The sequence below is a fragment of the Amycolatopsis echigonensis genome, from assembly GCF_014174495.1.
GTDB lineage: Bacteria > Actinomycetota > Actinomycetes > Mycobacteriales > Pseudonocardiaceae > Amycolatopsis > Amycolatopsis echigonensis.
In genome coordinates this window covers 33,972-53,909 of record NZ_JACJHR010000040.1, presented here as the reverse complement: position 1 = coordinate 53,909, position 19,938 = coordinate 33,972, and the positions used below count along the sequence as shown (strand labels likewise).

General features: G+C 69.3%; 17 protein-coding genes and 1 pseudogene. 9 read left to right on the top strand and 9 right to left on the bottom strand.

Going from position 1 to position 19,938, the window contains the following annotated elements; genetic code table 11:
- Positions 1-299: 299 nt before the first annotated feature.
- A complete protein-coding gene (locus H5411_RS25945) occupies positions 300-977 on the top strand; it encodes a LysM peptidoglycan-binding domain-containing protein (RefSeq protein ID WP_183125300.1) in 678 nt (225 codons plus the stop codon).
- Between the two features lie 598 nt (positions 978-1,575).
- Here H5411_RS25945 and H5411_RS25940 read toward each other — a convergent pair.
- On the bottom strand, positions 1,576-2,388 hold the full coding sequence (locus H5411_RS25940) for a helix-turn-helix transcriptional regulator (RefSeq protein WP_183125299.1): 813 nt from the start codon (positions 2,386-2,388) through the stop codon (positions 1,576-1,578).
- A gap of 78 nt (positions 2,389-2,466) precedes the next feature.
- On the opposite strand from H5411_RS25940, the gene H5411_RS25935 reads away from it, so the two are divergent.
- From H5411_RS25935 to H5411_RS25910, 7 genes and pseudogenes are all read left to right on the top strand, one after another.
- Entirely contained in the window at positions 2,467-3,210 is a 744-nt protein-coding gene (locus tag H5411_RS25935; RefSeq protein ID WP_183125298.1) for an SDR family NAD(P)-dependent oxidoreductase, read from the top strand.
- 26 nt (positions 3,211-3,236) lie between these two features.
- Positions 3,237-3,977, top strand: coding sequence for an SDR family NAD(P)-dependent oxidoreductase (locus tag H5411_RS25930; protein WP_183125297.1), 741 nt, complete (start codon positions 3,237-3,239; stop codon positions 3,975-3,977).
- Between the two features lie 60 nt (positions 3,978-4,037).
- A pseudogene (locus H5411_RS49375) lies at positions 4,038-4,295 on the top strand (M23 family metallopeptidase); the annotation flags it as partial.
- A gap of 129 nt (positions 4,296-4,424) precedes the next feature.
- Complete coding sequence (locus H5411_RS25925) at positions 4,425-5,372, top strand: cation diffusion facilitator family transporter (RefSeq protein WP_312878612.1); 948 nt, start codon at positions 4,425-4,427, stop codon at positions 5,370-5,372.
- A gap of 29 nt (positions 5,373-5,401) precedes the next feature.
- Entirely contained in the window at positions 5,402-5,749 is a 348-nt protein-coding gene (locus H5411_RS25920; RefSeq protein WP_208637509.1) for a BlaI/MecI/CopY family transcriptional regulator, read from the top strand.
- Positions 5,746-6,405: a M48 family metalloprotease gene (locus H5411_RS25915; protein ID WP_101439222.1), complete on the top strand. Its 660-nt coding sequence runs from the start codon at positions 5,746-5,748 to the stop codon at positions 6,403-6,405. Before H5411_RS25920 ends, H5411_RS25915 begins: the two co-directional genes overlap by 4 nt.
- 33 nt (positions 6,406-6,438) lie before the next feature.
- Positions 6,439-7,620, top strand: a complete 1,182-nt coding sequence (locus tag H5411_RS25910) for a L,D-transpeptidase (RefSeq protein WP_101439223.1) — start codon at positions 6,439-6,441, stop codon at positions 7,618-7,620.
- 52 nt (positions 7,621-7,672) lie between these two features.
- On the opposite strand, the gene sbnA is transcribed toward H5411_RS25910, so the two are convergent.
- From sbnA to H5411_RS25870, 8 genes are all read right to left on the bottom strand, one after another.
- Positions 7,673-8,647 carry a 2,3-diaminopropionate biosynthesis protein SbnA gene (gene sbnA, locus H5411_RS25905; protein ID WP_183125295.1) on the bottom strand — a complete coding sequence of 325 codons (975 nt, stop codon included), beginning with the start codon at positions 8,645-8,647 and terminating at the stop codon, positions 7,673-7,675.
- Between the two features lie 41 nt (positions 8,648-8,688).
- Positions 8,689-9,756 carry a 2,3-diaminopropionate biosynthesis protein SbnB gene (gene sbnB / locus H5411_RS25900; protein ID WP_101439225.1) on the bottom strand — a complete coding sequence of 356 codons (1,068 nt, stop codon included), beginning with the start codon at positions 9,754-9,756 and terminating at the stop codon, positions 8,689-8,691.
- Entirely contained in the window at positions 9,753-10,766 is a 1,014-nt protein-coding gene (locus tag H5411_RS25895; protein WP_183125294.1) for a TauD/TfdA family dioxygenase, read from the bottom strand. Before H5411_RS25895 ends, sbnB begins: the two co-directional genes overlap by 4 nt.
- Before the next feature lie 35 nt (positions 10,767-10,801).
- Positions 10,802-13,276, bottom strand: coding sequence for a non-ribosomal peptide synthetase (locus tag H5411_RS25890; protein WP_183125293.1), 2,475 nt, complete (start codon positions 13,274-13,276; stop codon positions 10,802-10,804).
- A 32-nt stretch (positions 13,277-13,308) separates the two neighbouring features.
- Complete coding sequence (locus H5411_RS25885) at positions 13,309-15,810, bottom strand: Pls/PosA family non-ribosomal peptide synthetase (RefSeq protein ID WP_220817460.1); 2,502 nt, start codon at positions 15,808-15,810, stop codon at positions 13,309-13,311.
- A gap of 1,172 nt (positions 15,811-16,982) precedes the next feature.
- Positions 16,983-17,570, bottom strand: coding sequence for a nitroreductase family protein (locus H5411_RS25880; protein ID WP_101439229.1), 588 nt, complete (start codon positions 17,568-17,570; stop codon positions 16,983-16,985).
- 992 nt (positions 17,571-18,562) lie between these two features.
- Positions 18,563-18,946: a histone-like nucleoid-structuring protein Lsr2 gene (locus H5411_RS25875; protein WP_101439230.1), complete on the bottom strand. Its 384-nt coding sequence runs from the start codon at positions 18,944-18,946 to the stop codon at positions 18,563-18,565.
- Positions 18,947-19,457: 511 nt separating this feature from the next.
- Positions 19,458-19,670 (bottom strand): hypothetical protein, encoded by a 213-nt coding sequence (locus H5411_RS25870; RefSeq protein ID WP_183125291.1) that lies wholly within the window; start codon positions 19,668-19,670, stop codon positions 19,458-19,460.
- A gap of 74 nt (positions 19,671-19,744) precedes the next feature.
- Between H5411_RS25870 and H5411_RS25865 the strand changes: the two genes are divergently transcribed.
- Complete coding sequence (locus H5411_RS25865) at positions 19,745-19,936, top strand: DUF2795 domain-containing protein (RefSeq protein ID WP_101439231.1); 192 nt, start codon at positions 19,745-19,747, stop codon at positions 19,934-19,936.
- Positions 19,937-19,938: the final 2 nt, after the last annotated feature.

Sequence of the window (19,938 nt, the reverse complement as noted above, 5' to 3'; positions counted from 1 at the left end):
TGACGCATCGATCTGGTGAATGAACGTTGCGGTTGAGCCGTGATCGACTCACTAAGTGTCCAGTTGTAGGCATGACGCACCGTCGCCTGACTGCTACGCGCCGAGGCGATCTGTGGCCGATCCCACTGACTCTGTACACCTGCTGTTTCCGTTTCGTAATCTTCTCGAGCTTTCGCGGTGACCTGCGATCTACCCCGAGGATCAGCGACCCGGAAGCCGCCGCGCACCGTCGCGGCTCGCTGCCCAGATCGGGCGCGAGGACGGTGGTGCGGCGTGGACAGCGAAGGAGCCCACCCACCGTGGGACGGCACAGCAAACCCAGCAAAACGAAAACAGTTCTCCAGCGCACCGGTGCGACCGCGGCTCTCGCGGGCGCCACCCTCGGCGGCATCGGCCTCGCCGGGGCCGGCACGGCCAACGCCTTCCCGGGGCAGGCCGGCATCGTCAAGTGCGAGAGCAGCGGCAACCCGACCGCGGTCAACAACACCGCGGCGGGCCAGCGCGCGGGCCGCCCCGCCGGCCTGTTCCAGATCGTCACGAAGACGTGGCTCGCGAACGGCGGCGGCCAGTTCGCCCCGACGGCCGACAAGGCCACGCCCGCGCAGCAGCAGATCGTCGCGGACCGGATCTACGCGAAGCAGGGCTCCGCCCCGTGGCAGTGCCGCGGCGGTTCCGGCCCGGCGAGCTACGCGGACTTCGGCGGCGACACCTCCGGCGGTTCCGCCGAGGTCGAGGCCGCGGCCGCGAAGCCGAAGGTCGAGGTCAAGGCCGAGGCGACGGTCAAGTCCGCGCCGAAGCACGCCGCGCCTGCCTCGAACCCGGACGGCAGCTACACCGTCGTCGCCGGCGACACGCTGTCCGGCATCGCCAAGAACCTCGACGTCGACGGCGGATGGCAGCACCTGCAGCAGCTGAACGCGAAGTACATCCCCGACGCCAACCTGATCCTGGTCGGCCAGAAGATCGTCACGAAGTAACCCGCCGAGGCCCCGGCCGGGCCCGCGCCGCTTTCCCCCGGGCGGCACGACCCCGGCCGGAGGCCGCCGGTGCACGCGCGCGCAAGTGCGCTCGGGCACCGACGCGCGCCCCCGGCGGCCGGCGTGCGGGGCGAACGGGCCCGCATCGTGGGAACACGGGCCGGTCCGCGCCGCACGCCCTGCCTCGAGGGCGCATAACGCCAGCGACGGTCGGCGGCGCGAGTTTGTCTCGCCGAGGCCGACGCGCCGGAGTTACCCGGCTCCCGCTAGGCCCGCCGAGGCGCACTTGACCAACGCCGATTGCGCGACCGAGTCTGCCTCCGAAGGCCAGCGATGGTTGATGGCGCTGGTTTGTCCTGCCGTGGACGGCGTGCTGGATTCGCCTGGCTTCCGCCAGATCCGCGGACGAGCGTTTGGTCAGCGGTGATTGCGGGATCGAGTCTGCCTGCGAACGCCAACGAGGGTCGGCGGCGGGGGTTTGTCCTGCCAAGGCCGACGCTCTGGATTCGCCAGGCCAGCCGACGCGCGCTTGGCCGACGGCGCTTGCGCGACCGCCCCTGCTTTCGGAACTCGACACGGCGCGGCCGCCGATTTGTCGCTAAGTGCGCACTCGCAGCGGAATAGTCCGCAGCAACGAGAGCGCATCAGCACTCGCACTGCCCGGCTCAGCCTGATAAATGATCAACTGCTGCCCAGGCGCGCTGCGCACGTCGAACGCCTGATAGGTCAGCGTCAGCGGCCCGACCGCCGGATGCACGAGATGCTTCGGCTCGCGAGTCTTTCCGCGTACCTGATGGGTTTCCCACAGCGCACGGAATTCCTCGCTGCCCTCGCTGAGTTCCGCGACCAACCGCGGCTGGGCGGGGTCTCCGGCTGCCGCGCGGAGGTTCGCCACGGTGGCTTGGGCGGTCCAGTCCCAGCGGGCGTAGAACTCGCGCCCCGCCGGGTCGAGGAACGTCATTCGCGCCAGGTTGTCCGCTGCGCTGAAGGGGGAGAACAGCGCGTCGGCGAGGGTGTTCGCGGCCAGGATGTCCAGGACGCGGTTGATTACGAACGCGGGCGCGTGCGGATGGCTGTCCATGAGCTGCCGGAGTTCGGGGCTCACTGTGCGGGGCGCGGGGGAAGGCACGTCAGGCGGGGCGGTGCCGGCGAGGCGGTACAGGTGTTCGCGCGCGTCGGGGTCCAGGTCCAACGCGCGGCTGAGGGCGTCGAGCACCTGCGGTGACGGCCGGGTTTCGCGGCCCTGTTCCAACCGCGCGTAGTAGTCGACGTTCACCCCGGCCAGCACGGCGACTTCCTCGCGGCGCAGCCCGTTGACCTTGCGCCTGCCGGAGTAGCGCACGTCGGCGTCCTCCGGGGTGCGTTGTGCGCGGCGTGCGCGCAGGAAGTCGCCCAGTTCCGTACTGCCCATGCGACCCAGGGTAGGCGGCGGCTGGGTGGGTGTGGCACGTCCTGTCACCAAGATCCGTAGCCGCTGAGACTGGTCGGCATGACGAAGGAATTGGCGGGAAAGACCGCGCTGGTCACGGGGGCCGCGCGCGGGGTTGGCGCGGCGACGGTCGCTTGGCTGCACGAGCACGGGGCAAGTGTGCTGGCGACCGATGTCCGGCCCGCGGTGCAGGAACTCGCCGACCGGTTCGACCGCGTGGCGACACTGGTCGGCGATGTGTCCGAAGAGGACGTCGCGGTGCGGTCGGCGGCGACGGCGCTCGAACGGTTCGGCGGTCTCGACATCCTGGTCGCCAACGCCGGTCGTTCGGTGAACAAACCGGTCACCGAGACGACCGCGGCGGACTGGGACGAGGTGATGTCCGTCAACGCCCGCGGTGCGTTTCTGCACGCGCGAGAGGCGTTTCGGGTGATGCGCGACTACGGCGGGGGAGCGATCGTCACTGTCGGCTCGTTCGCCAGCACGGTCGGGCTGGCCGAGGCAGCGGCGTACAGCGCGTCCAAAGGAGCGCTGGCGCAGTTGACAAAAGTGCTTGCGCTGGAAGGCGCTCCGCACGGAATCCGCGCGAATGTTGTTGCCCCAGGCGTGATCGAGACAGACCTGCTGGACACCTTCCGCGCCGACAGCCGGGCGTATCTGCGGTCCTTCGGCGACGCTCACCCTCTCGGCCGGGTCGCGCAACCCGAAGAAATCGCCGAGGTGATCGGCTTTTTGGCTTCGCCGCGGTCCGCGTTCGTCACCGGCGCCGTCGTCGCGGCCGACGGCGGCTACACCGCGGCGTGATTTCCCTCCGACGAAAGGAATACCCCATGCGGCTCAACGGAAAGGTCGCGTTGCTCACCGGAGCGACCGGCGGTATCGGACAAGCCACGGCGGAACTGTTCGCCCGCGAAGGCACCAGCCTGGTCGTCACCGATGTCGACCGGGAAGCCGTGGAAAAGCTCGCGGCGAGGCTGGAAACCGACGTGCTGGCCGACCGGTTGGATGTGTCGTCGCCGGAAAACTGGCGCGAAACCGTCGAACGGACCCGGCAGCGTTTCGGCCGGCTCGACATTCTCGTCAACATCGCCGGGATCGTGGACTGGCCGGGCGTCGAAGAAACCACGCCGGACGCCTGGGACCGGGTGATCGCGGTCAATCAGACCGGTACCTGGCTCGGGATGAGGACGGCCATGCCCCTGTTGCGCGCCTCCGGCAACGGATCGGTGGTCAACACTTCCTCGGTGCTGGGCCTGGTCGGCAGCGGCGCGGCCGCCGCGTACCAGGCGTCGAAGGGCGCGGTGCGGTTGCTGACCAAGACCGCCGCCGTCGAATACGCGACGCGCGGGGTCCGGGTCAATTCGGTGCATCCGGGCGTCATCGCCACGCCGATGATCCAGGACCTGCTCGACGAGCAGGGCGACCGGCAGCCCGACATCGTCCGCACGCCGATGCGCCGCGCGGGCAGCCCCGCCGAGGTCGCGCACGCGATGCTTTTCCTGGCCAGCGACGAGTCCTCCTTTGTCACCGGAACCGAACTGGTGGTGGACGGCGGGCTCACCGCGCACTGATCGCGCATCATCTACTATCCGCCGTAGTACAGCCTCCCGAGGTCCGGCGAGAGGGGCACCGTGGTGGGTGCCCGCACACGGCGTTCGAACTGCTGGAGCGAGAAGGCGCCGCTCTCCGGGACGGTGATCGAGGCCGGTCCGGCGAGCGGGTTCGGGCTGTGGGTCCGCGTCCGGCACGAGGACGGGACCGTCTCCGTGTACGGCCACCTCAAACCGCTATTCGGTCTCCGTCGGAGAGCGCGTGGCAGCCGGGCAGGTCATCGCCGAGTGGGCAACCGTGGGCAGTCGACCGGACCGCATCTGCACTTCGAGGTTTGGTCGGCCGGCGAGCGCAAGACTGATCCGCTGCGGCGGCTGTCGGACCGCGAGGGTGACCTCGGGTGGACGTGCGGACGGGGCGTGCGGGACAATGCATGCACGTTTCGCTATATGTCAGGACGGTGCGGGGTGAGCGAGCACAACACGGGGCACGGACACGGCCACGGGGTCGCGGCGGGAGCGGACCGCGGGTGGCTGGTGCGGGCTTTGGTGCTGATCGTCGGGTTCATGGCCGTCGAGCTGGTCGTCGGCCTGCTCGCCGGGTCGCTCGCGCTGATCACGGACGCGGGCCACATGCTGACCGACGCCGCGTCGATCGTTCTCGCCCTGGTCGCGATCCGGCTGGCCGCGCGTCCGGCGAAGGGCGGGTTCACCTACGGGCTCAAGCGTGCGGAAATCCTGTCCGCGCAGGCCAACGGGATCACCTTGCTGCTGCTGACCGCGTGGTTCCTCTACGAGTCGGTGACCCGGCTGATCGCACCGCCGGAAGTCCAGGGCGCGCTCGTGCTCTTCACGGCACTGGCCGGGATCGTCGTGAACGTCGCGGCCAGCTGGTGCATCAGCCGGGCGAACCGGTCGAGCCTGAACGTCGAGGGCGCGTTCCAGCACATCCTCAACGACCTGTACGCGTTCATCGCGACCGCGGTCGCCGGCGCGGTCGTGTGGGCGACGGGCTTCGCTCGCGCGGACGCGATCGCCGCGCTCGTGGTCGCCGCCCTGATGGCGAAGGCGGGGTGGGGGCTGGTCCGCGAATCGGGCCGGATCTTCCTGGAGGCCGCGCCCGCGGGGATCGATCCGGAGACGGTCGGGGACCAGGTGGCGTGCGTCCCGGACGTGGTGCAGGTGCACGACCTGCACATCTGGCAGATCACCTCGGGCGAGCCCGCGCTGTCCGCGCACGTGCTGGTGCGGCCCGCCGCCGACTGCCACGCGGTGCGCGCCGGGATCGAGGAGATCATGCGGTCCCGGCATCGGCTCGACCACACGACGTTGCAGGTGGACCACGTGGACGAGGACCGGGCGGAGCATTGCGAGCGGTCGCACGGGCCGACTTACCGGTTCACCGGACGGCGCTGATTCCGCGAGCGAACCCTAGGATGCGGAGCGTGCACGGACTGGGCGAGCTGGAATCCGCGGCGATGGACGTCTTGTGGCGCGCGGGCGAAGCGCGCACGGTCCGCGAAGTGCTGGACGAGCTGAACCGCGACCTCGCCTACACCACCGTCCTCACCGTGCTCGATCATTTGCACCGCAAAGGCTGGGTGGCACGCGAAAAACGCAGCCGCGCCTACTGCTACACGCCGACCCGCTCGCGAGAAGAAGCCGCGGCGCGCGCGATGCGGAACCTGCTCGCCGACGTCGGCGATCCCGATGGGGTGCTGCTGCATTTCGCGCAGTCGGCGTCCGAGGGGGAGCGGGAAGCGTTGCGGCGCGGGCTGCGGAAGCGCGCGTGATCGTCTCCGCGGCGCTCGTCTTGACCGCGGCGATGGCGGGCTGCTGCGGACCGTTGTTGCTGCGCTGGGCATTGCGGGCGCGGATGCCTGCGCCGGTTCGCCTTGCCGCGTGGATTCTGTTGCTGGGCAGCATGATCGCCGCCGGAACAGGTGCGGTTGCGGCGGCGTTCGGAGCGGGACACGAGGTGGCGCGGCGGTTGGTCGCGCGGCCGCGTCTCGACGTCTTGCCCCACCGCGAGGTGCTGCATCTGGACGAGGTGGTCGGCGGATCGGGCGCGCTGCTCGTGGCGGGCGCGGCCGGGGCGTTCGCGGCGGTGGTCGACCACGAACGGTCCCATCTGCGTGGACGCCATCACTGGCTGGTCGGGTTCGCGCACGCGGTGGCGGCGGCACTGCCGTTCGTCCCGCTGAGCGCGGATGCCGCGGCTGGCCGTCGGCGCGGACCGGCGACGGTCCGTGCTGCGCTGGCACGGATGCATCCAGCGCGTTCGGCGGTCACCGCACTGAGGCTGGAGCACCTCGCCCGCAGCCACGACACCGCGACAGCGGACGGCCTTCTGGCCCTCGCCGCGGCAGCGTTGCTCCCCGTCAGCATGGCCGCGACCCTGATCGTCGCCGGAGCCGGGACGGCTGCTCCCGCCCTGCTCCACGCCTGACCGGTATGACTACTATGTCCGGTAGTAAGGCGAATGGGGGCGAATCAGGTGCTGGGGCGAAAAACGCAGATCATCGCGGGGATCCTTGCCGGGCTGGCGTTGACGGCGGGGTGCACGGCCACACCGGATCCCGGCCCCGCCGCCGACCAGAAGACGAGCGCCGCGACGGTGCCCGCGACCCTCGACCTCGGGCCGAAGGACGGCGCGAAAGACGTGGCGCCCGGCGAACCCGTCACCGCGGTAGCCGGCGGGGGGACGCTGAGCGAGGTCACCCTCGCGGCCGCGGACGGCGCCGCGGTTCCCGGCGAGATGGACCCGGCGAAGCAGCGCTGGACTACCAGCAAGCCCCTCGAATACGGCACGAAGTACACGCTCACTGCACGCTCGGCCGGCGCGGACGGCAAGCCGGTGACCCGCACCAGCACCTTCGCCACCGCGACCGCCCGGGCGCGGGCGTATCCGTCGGTGATCCCGCTCGACGGCGAGACCACCGGGGTCGGCATGCCGATCACGGTCAAGTTCTCCGCGCCGGTCACGGACAAGGCCGCCGCCGAGAAGATGCTCACCGTCACCTCGGACAAGCCCGCCACCGGGGCGTGGCGCTGGTTCGGCGACGACGAGGTGCATTACCGCACCAAGGAGTACTGGCCCGCATACTCGACGATCACCCTCGACATCAAGATCGCCGGCCGCGCGCTCGGCAACGGGGTGTTCGGCAAGGCCGACCGCAAGATCACCTTCAAGACCGGGCCGTCGATCATCTCGAAGGTGTCCGACCACGAAAAGCAGATGCGGACGTACAAGGACGGCCAGCTCGTCCTGACGTCTCCGGTCAGCCTCGGCAAGCCGTCGGCGCGCAGCGTCTCCGGCACGATGCTGATCATGACCGTGCAGTCGCCGTACACAATGGACTCCAGCACGTACGGCGTCCCCACCGACTCGCCGGGCGGCTACCGCACCACGGTCAAATACGCGCTGCGGCTCACCAACTCGGGCCAGTTCCTGCACTCCGCGCCCTGGTCGGTCCGGCAGCAGGGGCGTACCAACACCTCGCACGGCTGCCTGAACGTCAGCGTCGAGAACGCGAGGTGGTTTTACGAGAACTCCCATCGCGGGGACGTCGTTGTCGTGACCGACACCGGAGTGGACGTCAAACCCGGCGACGGCTGGACCGACTGGCGCTTCAGCTGGGAGGAATGGCAGAAGAAGGTCTGATCCACCCCGGGCAGCGGCGCACCGGGGGTGCCGATGCGCCGCCGCGCGCGGATCAGACGGACTGCCGGGGCCGCGGAGAAAGCACGTCCTCTCCGTAGATGCCCCGCAGCCAGTTGGTCTGGTAGATCGTGTCGAGGTAGCGCTCGCCGAGGTCCGGGGCGACGGCCACCGCAGTCAGATGGTGCGCGTCGTGTTCGGACAGCCAGCCGGTGGCCCCGCTGACCACCGTCCCGGTCGAGCCGCCGAACAGGAACCCGTTGCGCGCCAGCCGGTGGCACGCCCGGACCGCGTCCGGTTCCTCGACCAGGACCACGTCGTCCACATAGGACTCGTCGAGGATCGGCGGGCGCACGCTGGTGCCCAGTCCCGGCAGCATCCGCCTGCCCGCCGGGCCGCCGAAGGTCACCGAGCCGACGCTGTCGATCGCGACGATCCGGACCGGCCGCCGCCACTGCCGGAAGAACCGCGCGCAGCCCATCAGGGTGCCCGTGGTGCCCGCGCCGACGAACAGCACGTCGAGATTCGGGAACGCGGCGGCGATTTCCGGTCCGGTGCGGTGGAAATGCGCTCCCCAGTTGTCCGGGTTGGTGTACTGGTTGAGCCAGACGTAGCGCTCGTCGGAATCGCACAGCATGCGCACGTGGTCGATGCGCGCCCCGAGGAAACCGCCTTCGGGAGTGGGTTCGGTGACGATGTGCACCTCGTTGCCGAGCGCCTCGATGGCGCGGCGCGTCGCCAGGTTGCACCGCGAATCGGTGACGCACAGGAATTTGTACCCCCGGCTGGCCGCGATCACGCTCAGCGCTACGCCGAGGTTGCCCGAGGACGACTCGACGATGATCGAGCCCGGCCGCAGCAGGCCGTCGCGTTGGGCCGCGTCGACCATCTCGGTCGCGGCCTTCAGCTTGATGGAGCCGGCGAAGTTGAACCCCTCGCACTTGAGGTAGAGCGAATAGCCGAAACTCCAGCGGAGGTCGACATACAGCGCCTCCTCGTTGAAGGCTTCGGGAACGGTGATGACTGGCACAGTGGTCTCCTCGTCAGGCAAAGCTCAGTGGCGGACGGCGCTCAGCCATACCGGCGCAGCTCGTGGAAAAAGTCCTCGATGACGTGCAGTCCGCCGGCGTCGGACACTCTCTCGTGGACGAAGGCCCCGACCGCGAGGTCGAGGACGCCGAGCCCGAACGGGGAGAAGATCAACGGCTGGCCGGCGGGCGGTCTGACCCGGCCGGACAGCACGTCGTCGAGGGTGCCGAGCAGGAAATCCCGGCTGCCGGTGCGTTGTTCGACCAGGTGCGGCGAGGTGTTGGCCTTGAGGCAGTGGTCGACGTCGTCGACGATGTTCGCCGAAGCCAGCAGGACTTCCGGCGCGAGGTCGCGCAAGGACACGTGCAGGACCAGCGGATTGTGCGAGAACCACGAGGGATCGTGCACGTGCGGTTCGCCGGCGATGGTCGCGAAGACCACCAGATCGCTGTCGCGGACCAGACCCTCGGCGGTCTCGTGGACGCTGATCTCGCCGGCGAACCCGGACTGCTCCAGGTAGCCGCGGAATCCGGCGGCGCTGTCCGGATGCAGGTCGTGCACGTTGATTTCGTCGAACTCCCAGCCGGTCCCGGCGAGGAAGGTGTGGATGTAGCGGGCGATCAGGCCGACGCCGAAGAATCCGGCTCGCCGGGGACGGCCGCGGGTCCGGCTGAGCCAGTCCGCGGCGAGCGCGGCGGAGGCGGCGGTCCTGGTCGCGCTGATGATGGAGCTTTCCAGGCAGGCGAACGGATAACCGGTCGCGAGGTCGTTCAGGATCAGCACCGCCGACGCCCTCGGGATCCCCGCGGCCACGTTGCCCGGGAAGCTGGAAATCCACTTCAGGCCCGCGACGTTCGTCGTGCCGCCGAGCGAGGCGGGCAGGGCGATGATCCGGTCGGCCGGGCGGTCGGGGAAGCGCAGGAAACAGGACGGCGGATTGACCGAATCGCCGGAGCCGTGCACCCGGTAGGCGGTCTCGACGAGGTCGACGATCTCGCGTTCGCGCCCGGACAGCGCCCGCTGGACCTGGGCGCCGGAGATCACCGCGAACGGCGGCACGGCGACCGGGTCCGCGGACGCGGATTCGGCGGTGAAAGAGTGTGCGGTCACTGGGTTTCCCCCTCGGAACGCAGCGAGCAGTCGGAAAGCCGTACCGGGTCGGCGAGCCCGACGAGCACCTCGCGCGGGCCCTCGTAGGCGTCCCGGCTGTGCGCGGTGCGGACGTTGTCGACCAGCAGCAGATCTCCCGCCTGCCACGGTTCGCGCACGGTGTGTTCCGCGTACACCTCGTTGAGCAGCTGCACGACGTCCTCGCCGATCGGGTCGCCGTTGCCGAAGCGGGTGGTGAACGGAAGCCCGTCCGCTCCGTAGATGTCGACGAGGTACTCGCGCACCTCGGGGGCCATCGTCCACTCGTTGAGGAAGGCGATCTGGTTGAACCAGCAGGGCCGGCCGCTGACCGGATGCCCGACGATCGCGTCACGGCGCTGCCGGGTGCGCAGGCCGCCGTCCGCTTGCCAGGCGAACTCGATCCGGTTGGCCCGGCAGTAATTCTCGATCGCGGAACGGTCGTCGGTGCCGAACGCTTCGGCGACCGAGGCTCCGATCTCGTCGTTGAAGCTGCGGGTGAGCAGCCAGCCGTCGCGCTCGAACCGCGCGCGCAGATCGGCGGGCAGCGAGGCCAGGACGGCGGTCGAATCGCCGACTCCGGTGACCCCTCCGGAGGACGGCGGGCTGACGCAGGCGAAGAGCATCAGGCCTGGGAATTCGAGGGCGTAGCTGAGTTCGTGGTGCATGCACATCGGCTGGTTCGGCGGCCATTCGGTCGAGGAGTGCACCCCGCCGGGGTACGCCGTGCGGGGCGCGAAGGCCTCCCGCTCGGTCATCAGCAGGTCGGTCAGCCTCCCGAACACGGCCGCGACGGCGGTCTGGTCGGCGAGCCCGAGACCTCGGACGAGCACCGCGCCGTGTTCGGCGACAAGTCTTCGCACCGTCTCCCGGTGCGTGCTCGCCCAGCCGGCCGGGTCGCCGCCCGCCTCGGCCCGCAGCACCGCGGGGAGGCCGGGACGGAAATCCGGCTCGGGCGGAGAAGTCTTCGGCAGGAATTTGGACAACGACATCAGGCGATCCTTCCGATTTCCGTGGCGGGAGAGGGTCAGGAGAGGCGCGACCGGCTGTCGAGCAGCGCGGCCAGGTCGGCGAGCACGGGGTGCGCGGCGACGTCCTTGATCGAGACCGCGCGGTCGAGCGCGATCGCCAGTTTCACCGCGGACAGCGAGGTGCCGCCCCGGTCGAAGAAATGGTCCCGGCGGCCGACCTGGCCGGGCCGGAGGCCGAGCACCTGCGCCCAGGCCGCGGCGAGCCGCTGTTCGGCGCCGGTGACCGGTTCGTCGTAGTCCTCTTCCGCGGCGTCGAGGTCGACAGCCAGCGCGGCGAGGTTCTTCTTGTCGATCTTTCCGTTGGCGGTCAGCGGCAAGCGCTCCCGCCAATGGAACGCCGAGGGGAGCATGTACTCCGGCAGCGCGGCCCCGAGGTGCTCCCGCATCAGTTCGTGGTCGAGCGGTTCCCGGCCGGAGTAGAACGCGACGAGCTGTTTGCCTTGCCCGCCGCGATCGGCCACGACTACGGCACCGTCGCGCACCCCGGGCACTCGCAGCAGCGTGTTCTCGATTTCGCCGATCTCGATCCGGAAACCGCGGATTTTGACCTGCGAATCGCGTCGGCCGAGGAATTCCAGCTTGCCGTCCGGAAGCCAGCGGCCGTGGTCGCCGCTGCGGTAGAGCCGCGAGTCCGGACGGTGCGGGTCGGTGGTGAACGCCCGCGCCGTGCGTTCCGGGTCGTTGACATAACCGCGGCCGACGCACACCCCGGAGAACACGATCTCGCCGGGCGCGCCGAGAGGGACCGGGTCGAGCCGCTCGTCGACGACGTACACGCGCACGTTCTGCACCGGCGGCCCGAGCGGCACCCGCTCCCGCGCCGGCGCGCGGTCCATCACCTCGTGGTTGGTGTCGTCCGAGGTTTCGGTGAGGCCGTAGGCGTTGACCAGCTTGACCTCCGGCATCGCGGCGAACCAGCGTTGCGCCAGCTCGGTCTTGAGCGCCTCGCCGGTCACCGAAACACAGCGCAGATCCGGCAGCGCGACCGGGTTCCGGTCCACCGCGGACAGGACGACCTCGAGATACGAGGGCACGACCTGCAGTACGGAGACCCGGCCGCGGGCGAGTTTGGCCACGAACCGGTCGGCGTCGAGGATCACGTCCTGTTCGATCAGCAGCGTGGTCCCGCCGACCAGCAGCGCGGAAACCAGCTGCCACAAGGAGATGTCGAAGCACTGCGGCGCGACCTGCGCCACCACCGAATCCTGGGTGATGCCGAGGTCGTTGATCTTGGCGTAGAGATGGTTGACCATTCCGGCGTGCTCGCACATCGCGCCCTTCGGCTCGCCGGTCGAGCCCGAGGTGAAGTAGATGTAGGCGAGCTGGCCGGCGTCGACGGCGAGGTCGAGATCGTCTTCGGAGTGGTCCTCCTCGTACGCGGCGTCCACGAACAAGGTGCGCACGCCGGGCAGCGATTCGACCGCCTTCCGCAGTGTGGCGGTGCTGCCCGGTTCGGTCAGCACCAGTTCGCAGTCGGCCCGGCGCAGCGTGGTCGCGATGCGGTCGGTCGGGAAATGCGGCTCGATGGGCAGGTAGACGCCGCCCGCCTTGAACACCGCGAGCACGGCGGCCATCCAGTCCAGATTGCGTTCGGTCACCACCGCGACGACGCCCTCGCGCCGCAGCCCGCGCGCGACCAGTGCCCTCGCCAGGCGGTTGGCGCGCCCGTTGAGCTCCCGGTACGTCCACTGCCGGTCGCCGTGCACCGCGGCGATCGCGTCCGGATGCCGGGCGACGCTGCGCTGGAACAGCTCGTGGCAGCGCAGGTCCGGCACTTCGACGTGCGGCCCGGCGAGCCCTTCCAGCTGCAGTTTGAGTTCCGCGGCCGAGAGCAGTGTCGTTTCGCGGTGCGGTGCGGCGACGTCGATGCGGATCAGCGTGAGCGCGCTCAGGTGGTAGCCGAGGATGCGCTCGGCGGCTTCGGAATCCAGCACCTCGGTGCGGAAGCGCAGCCGGAGTGTCTCCAGCTCCGGGGAAACGTCCAGCCGCAGCACGGTGTCCGCGGCGAGATCCCCGCCGGTGCCGGTCGGGTCGAAGACCGTCTCGAACGGCGGCTCGGCGAGACCGAGTTCGGCGCGCAGCTCCTCGACCGGGAAGTCCCGGAACTCCCGGGTCTCCGCGTCGATCCGCGCGGTGTGCTCGATCAGGTCGCGCCAGGTCTCGGCCTCGGTGCTGAGCCGGCACGGCAGTGGTGCTCCGCCCGGCTCGGCGACGTAGCCGGTGCACACCTCGGCTTCGCCGGACAACGCGGCGAGCACCTTGGCGTGCGCGGCGAGCAGCACCGAACTCAGCGGCACCCGCAGCTGGTCGGCGAGCAGCCGCAGCGCGGCCGCGAGGCCCCGGGGGACCGGCGTTTCGTGGTCGCCGATCGCGGTGCCGGCCTCCAGCGTCCAGCGCGGGACGCTGGTGCGGCCGCCCGCGGTGAGTACTTCGCGCCAGTGCTCGCGAACCGCTCCCAGTCCGGTTCTCATGGGTTGTCCTTCCCGTGGTTGTCTGTGCTCCGTCACGATTTCCCCGCCAGCTGACGGCGGCCGGCCCGGATTTCGTGCGCGGGGTTCCCGCCCCAGTGCGCGCCGTCCGGGACCTCAGTGCCCTTCATGAGGAAGGAATCGGGGGCGAGCGTCGAGCCCTCGCCCATCGTCACGCCGTAATGCACGAGCGCTCCGACGCCGACCGTGCACCCGCTGCCGAGGCAGATGCGGTCCATCTTGAAACCGCCGTCCTCCTGCGAATGGCACTGGACGACGGACCCGGCGTTGAGGGTGACGTCGTCTCCTATGCGCACCAACGTTTTTTCGATGATGCCGGCGCCGTCGTCGAACAACCGCTTGCCGACCTTGATGCCCAGCATCCGCCACAGCACGCTCTTGAACGGGGTGCCGTTGAGCGCTTGCAGGTGGGCGTTGGTCGCGGCCGCTTTCCAGAACCGTTCCTGCCGCCAGAACCGCCGGTCGTAGATCGAGCACGACACCGGGCGCAACGGCCGGACGAGGACCGTGATCCGTTCCAGCGCGACGAAATAGCCGATGCCGTATAGCAGGAAAGCCACGGTGTCGACCGCGAACAGCGGCGGGCCGATCAGGTCGTAGTAGACGTCCGAGGCCCACGTCAGCAGCAGCATCCCGTAGAAGAACAGCCACTGGGCCAGGCAGTACAGCAGCATGCCCCCGGCGTTGTGCCGCGTCTTGGCGGCCAGCCTGCGCCGGAGTTCCTCCGGGGTCTTCGGATGGTCGAACTGGCTGTCGCGCTCCACCGAGCGCGGGATCTCGAAGCTGGGGGAGCCGAGCAGCCCGACGCCCTCGCGCACCGGGCCGTCGAGCGGCACCAGGACTTTGGTGGCGAGCAGGCAGTTGTCCCCGGTCCTCGCCCCGGCGGGATAGACGACGTGGTTGCCGAGGAAGTTCCGCGCCCCGACGCGCACCCGGGAAAGCCGGAAGGAGGTGCTGGTGTACTCGGCGTTGACCACCGACAGCCCGTCGGCGACCATCGTGCCCGCCCCGGCCTCGAACAGGTACGGGTTCTCGTATTTCTCCTCGAGCCCGAAATTGGACCCGGTCTGTTCCTCCTTGGAGACCTTGCAGCCGACTGCGCGCAGGTAGTGCACGATCGCCGAGCTGTCGCCGAGGAGCGTTTTGAAGAACCGCAGGTTGGCGAGCGCGCGGATGGCGCGGTGCGCGGTGTAGCGGAGGGTGTAGAGGCGGTAGACCTCGCCGGGCTTGAGCGCGAGGTTCAGCAGCCGCGGCACCAGGGTGACGATCAGCAACCCGGCGAGGCGCAGGCCGAAGTACAGGACGAAGGAGAGGACGAGGGCCTTCCCGTAGAACTGCGGGGAGGTGAAGTCGAGGACGGCCGAGCCGAGTCCCATCGCCGGGCTGAGGTTCGGCAGCGTGGTCAGCACGAAGGCGACCAGGCCGAGCACCAGCGGGGCCAGGAAGAAGACCGCGGTCAGCGTCTGGCGCACGGCGAAGAACGCCCGCAGGACGGTGCCGCAGGCCCGCGGCTCGACTCGCCGGTAGTGCACGTCGGCGGGGACGGCGGGCACGCCGTGCCAGCTCTGCCCGCGCGGAACCGCTTGCCCGGCGTGCAGGGACGAGGCGTGGCCGAGCTGGGCGTTGTCGCCGATCCGGGTCTCGATGTCGAGGACGGACATCTCGCCGACGTAGGAGTGCGCGCCGAGCACGACCGGTCCGGTCCGGATCAACCCGTGCTGCGCGCGATAGGTGGTGAAGTAGGTGTCCTTGCAGACCACCGTGCCTTCCCCGATGGTCAGCAGATCGGTGCACACCGGGACGAAGCGCGAGAAGATCGTCACGCCCTTGCCGATGTTCGCGCCGAGCGCGCGCAGGTACAGCGAATAGAGCGGGGAGCCGACGAACAGCGGGACCAGCAGGTTCCGCTGGACGAGCGTCTTGACGACCCAGAATCGCACGTAGCCGAGGGTCCACACGCGGATTTCCGCCGGCTTCCAGCGGCCGACGAGGATCCATTTGAGCGCGATCGGAAGGGTGCACAGAATGATCAGCACCACCGCGCCGAAACCGACCGCCCGCAGGTAGTAGCCGAGCAGTCCGGCGCCGGCCAAGATCCAGTCGGTTCCCGCGCCGAGCACCTGGGCCACCAGGAAGGAATAGGCGAGGAAGATCGTCGCCTGCAGGATTCCGCAGCCGAAGTATTCGAGCCGGCTCGCCCGTCTCGGCGGCTCCGCAGGTGCGGGATCCGGCTCCGCGGCGGGGACTTCCTCCGTTTCGGCCAACGCGGAGACGAGACGGGCGATGGTCGGGTTCCGGTAAATGTCCTTGATGGAGACGGAGGGCAGATCGGCACGTTTGCGCACTCGCGCGCAGAACTGTGCCATCACGAGCGAGTTGGCCCCGAGATCGGCGAAGAAGTCGCTGTCGACCGACACGGTGTCCTGCCCGGTGACCTCGGCCATCACCTGGGCGAATGCTTCCTCGGTGTCGGGCGCCGGGCCGGAGCGGGCGGCCGGGTACTCGGTGAGATCCATATTCCTCATCATCGGTTCATGTAACGCCGGCGTAACCGACGGACGTCGGTGTTGACAATTTCGTGACCTGTTCGATGCGCCTCGCGGCTGACAAATACGGCACGGGCGAAGATTGAGGTCTAGACCACCTGAAAGACCATTATTCTGGCAAAGAGGTCTAATGCCGCTAATACCGTTTATTTTTCAACAGCCAGTGGCGGCTGTCGACGGAACCGGGACGGTCCGGCGAAGGGTTCCGGCGAAGTCTGATCGTCGTCGTGCATTTACCGCAAACGGATCCTCCGCACGGGCGATGCTACCAGGATTTCCCCTCTTTCGGGGTCAGGATTCCCCTGTTGGCGAGGCGGAACTGCTCTGCTGAGATGAAATCCGCGGCCGGGCGGTCGCTGTGCGGAGCGCGTCCCGCGGCAGCGCGGCCCGGTCAGGATCGCTTTGCTGCGGCCGTCAAGATTCGGTGGCCCTCGAATGCGCTGACATTGTGCGTCGAGTTGGAATATGCAAGTGCTGTTTCCGGGGATTGATGGCACTTTCGAGAGAATTTCCGTCTCGTCCCCGGTTTATGCCATCCAGGTGAGGCGTGCGGCGGACGGCTGGTGTCATTGCGCTGTTCGGCCGACTTCGGACTGCTCCGCCGTGTGTTCTTCGCGGACGTGGCTGCTGCGGCCCCAACGCGCAGAATCTCGCCCGGGAGGAAACGGCCAGTGCGGGTATTTTCGCGCCTGGTGGGCCGGTTGAAGCGAAGCGGCGGGAATCGTGGCGCTTCTCGCGGTTTTCCGGCCTTCTTGAAACATTTTCGCGTTGTCCCTGGTTACGTCTCCGGTGACAACGATGACCGCGGCGGATCGTCCGGACGCCGCCAGTGGCAGCGCCCTCGCCCGCATCGGGGGGGGGGGGGTCGATCTCGACGCCGAGAACGGCAGTTCACTGGGCCGAGCGGTGGCAGGTACCGGCCGGGGAAATCAGTGTCGCCGGTCCGGGGATCTGCTGCCTCCGCGAGCCAGGGGACGCATTGTCGAAGCGTTACGGGAACGCGCCTCTGACCGGTGCCGCTCGGCGAACGAGCGGCCATTGAGCGCGTCTTCACCCTCTGTCTCGACGGCGCAGGAGAGGCCGCGGGCCCCGGCGGCACCATGTGGATGCCGAAGGGGCTCGCGGTCAGAAGATGTCGCGGCCTACCACTGTCCGAAGTGGACGGTTTCGCTCTCCGGCTTTCGCTTGCGGACAGCCGGGGAAGCACCCGCGGAGATCTGGTCGTCGGCGTCGTGGCCGATGGCGATCGCGCCGATCGGCTCGTGGCTGGCGGGCACGCCGAATTCGGCACGCAGCTTGTCGAAGTCCTCCGCGCCGATGCCGAAATACACCGCGCCGAGTCCTTCGTCGACGACGGTCTGCAGGATCAGCAGGACGGCCATGCCGGTGTCGATGTACCAGAACGGCACCGGCCAGTGGTCCTCGCTGCGGTCGGTCCAGCCCTTGTCCGGCTGGGCGTAGCGGTCGAGGTAAGCGTCCTTCACCGAAAACGGGATGACGATGACCGGCGCGGCCTTGAGGCCGTCGTTCAGCGTCCAGGATTCGAGAGTGTCGGCGAAGCGGCGCACGTCGTCGCCCTGCAGCACCAGGAACGCCTGCCCCTGCGAGAACCCGGCGGACGGCCCGCGCAAGGCGTTGCGCATGATCCGGCGGAGGCTGTCCTCGGACACGGGCTCGTCGGTGAACTTGCGCACCATCCGCCTGCGCCGGACGACTTCCTGAAACTCCATCGGTGCCCCCTCGGAGAACGTTCTTCCGGGCCACTGTAGCGGGTTTCGGGGGTGTGGTTTGCCGTTTGCGGCTCGACCGGGAGAGGAGCGGAGCGACGCGGTCGAGGCACGGCCGTCCGTGGTGAACTGCACAGCCTTCGCCGCGGTTCGGAATTCCTTGGTGCCGGTGCGTGGGTCAGTTCCGGGGGCGCGCTCGCTGGTGCGGGTGGGGCTGTCGAGGACGGGGAGCACACCGCGGCTGTGGGCGAGGCAGCGGGTGCAGACAAGCGCGGCAGCGGCGGTCGTGCGCTTCGCGGACGGCCAGGGCAACCGGCCGCGGCTGAGCGGGTGTTGGGGATGAGGCAGCGGGTGCGGACGAGCGCGGTGGCGGTCGTGCGCTGCGCGAACAACTAGGAGCAGGCCGCGGCAAAGCGGGTAGGGACGGGACGGCGGGTGCGGACGAACGGGTGGTGGTCGTGCGCTGCGCGAACAACTAGGAGCAGGCCGCGGCAAAGCGGGTAGGGACGGGACGGCGGGTGCGGACGAACGGGTGGTGGTCGTGCGCTGTGCGGGCGGCCACGGCAACAGACCGCGGCTAAGGGGATTAGGAACGAGGCGGCCGTTTCGGGCGAACGGCGATGGTCACGTGCTTCGTGGCCGGGCTGCACGGGAGTGAGCCACGAGGTCGAGGGCGCGAACGCCTGCCCGGGCTGGTATCGACAGCGCCGCTGCCCGCCCCACCCCGCTCGGCGACTCCCTCGGTCCAGGCAGGCCTTTCCGCGGCCGCCGATCTTGCGGGTGTGCGGAGCCGGAAAGTCCTCGCCCCGGATCCTGATCGAAGGGAAAAGACCGCCCGGCCGGAGGCATTCGCCTGCGGCCGGGCGGCCTTTCCGTCCAGAGCGGAGGGCGCGAACTGTTCCGGTCCGCCCGGCGCTGAAACTCCGGCGGGCGACTGGACGCCTTGCCCGGCGTTTCCGGAAATGATCAATCCGGAAACCGGCCCGGGCCGCGGCCTATTTCGCCGCGCGTTTTTTCGCGGTGCGCTTGCGGGCCTTCGGCGCCGGCTTCTGGCTTTCCTCGTAGGCGGCGATCACTTCGCGCGGGATGCGGCCGCGTTCGGCGATGGCCCAGTTGTTGTCGAGGGCCCAGGTGCGGATCGCCTTCGAGCGTTCGCGTTCCTCGGCGGTCGGCGCGGCCGAGGCGCGCACGGTCGTCTTGCGTCCGCCGGTGCGGCGGGCGGCGGCGATGAACGTCGCGAGCTCCTCGCGCATGGCGGCGGCGTTTTCGTCGGACAGGTCGATTTCGTACTGGACGCCGTCGAGTCCGAAGGGGACGGTCTGCCCGGCTTCGGACCCGTCGAGGTCGTCGATCATCTCGACGAGGACTTTCTGTGCCATCGCGGCGGCTCCTCCTGGAAACGGGACGTGGTCACCGCAGACCATAACAGGAGTCCACTGTGGCTGGTCGCCGGAGACAATACGCGGCGGGCCGGCTCCGCCGCGGGGAACCGGAGTCAGGAAGTTGTCCGCTCCGGAACGGGATCGGACAACGCGCCGAAGCTGTGACCCATCCGGTCGCGTTTCGTGCGGAGGCGTCGCAGGTTCTGCGAAATTTCCACCGAGCGTGCCTCACGATCCGGAGTCCGTATTCGCCGATTCCGCGGTATTTCTCCGAGTTGTTAGTGATCACGGACTCCCAGATGTTCGAGGATCTGCGGCCGGGCACGACGTCACCAGGTTCCGGCGCTTCGCCTACCGCTCGCGCTCCGGATGGCGTTGGCCGGGCCGTCGTGCGTCGCCGTTGTTGAGAATTGCTTACGCCGGGGCGGATCGGCCGGGAGCCCCCGGATCAGCGTTTCCCGGTGAAACTGACTGACGACCGGGAATTGATGATCCGCGCGCCGTTTCCTCACCCCGGGGCGGCAAGACCGCCGATCCGGAGCCGCGCGGTCAGCGCCGCGGACACCTCCGGCACCTTGAACGGCGCGCGGGAACGCCGCCGGTGACGTCCTCCTCCGGACCGGCGAGACCGAACGTCGTGGCGTAAGAACCGCACGGCCGCGCTGACGTCGGCGACCGGGTGCAGGACGCTCCCGGGGGCGGGCTTCGGAGAGTCGCCCACGAGTCGAGCGTAACCCGCATTGAACCGGGACCGGGCGGGTATGCGGGGGAAAGAACCCCGAGGAAGGGAGCGTCATGCCTGACGTCCGCGAGTATTTAACGGAAGTCGAGTACCCGTGCGAGCGCGACGAGCTCCTCCGCCGGGCGGCCGCGAAAGGGGCGGGCGACGACGTGATCGGCCATCTCGGCAAGCTGCCCGAGCAGCGGTACGAGAACCTGGACGCGGTGAACCGGCTGCTCGGCGACGACGTCGACCCGCATTCGTGAGG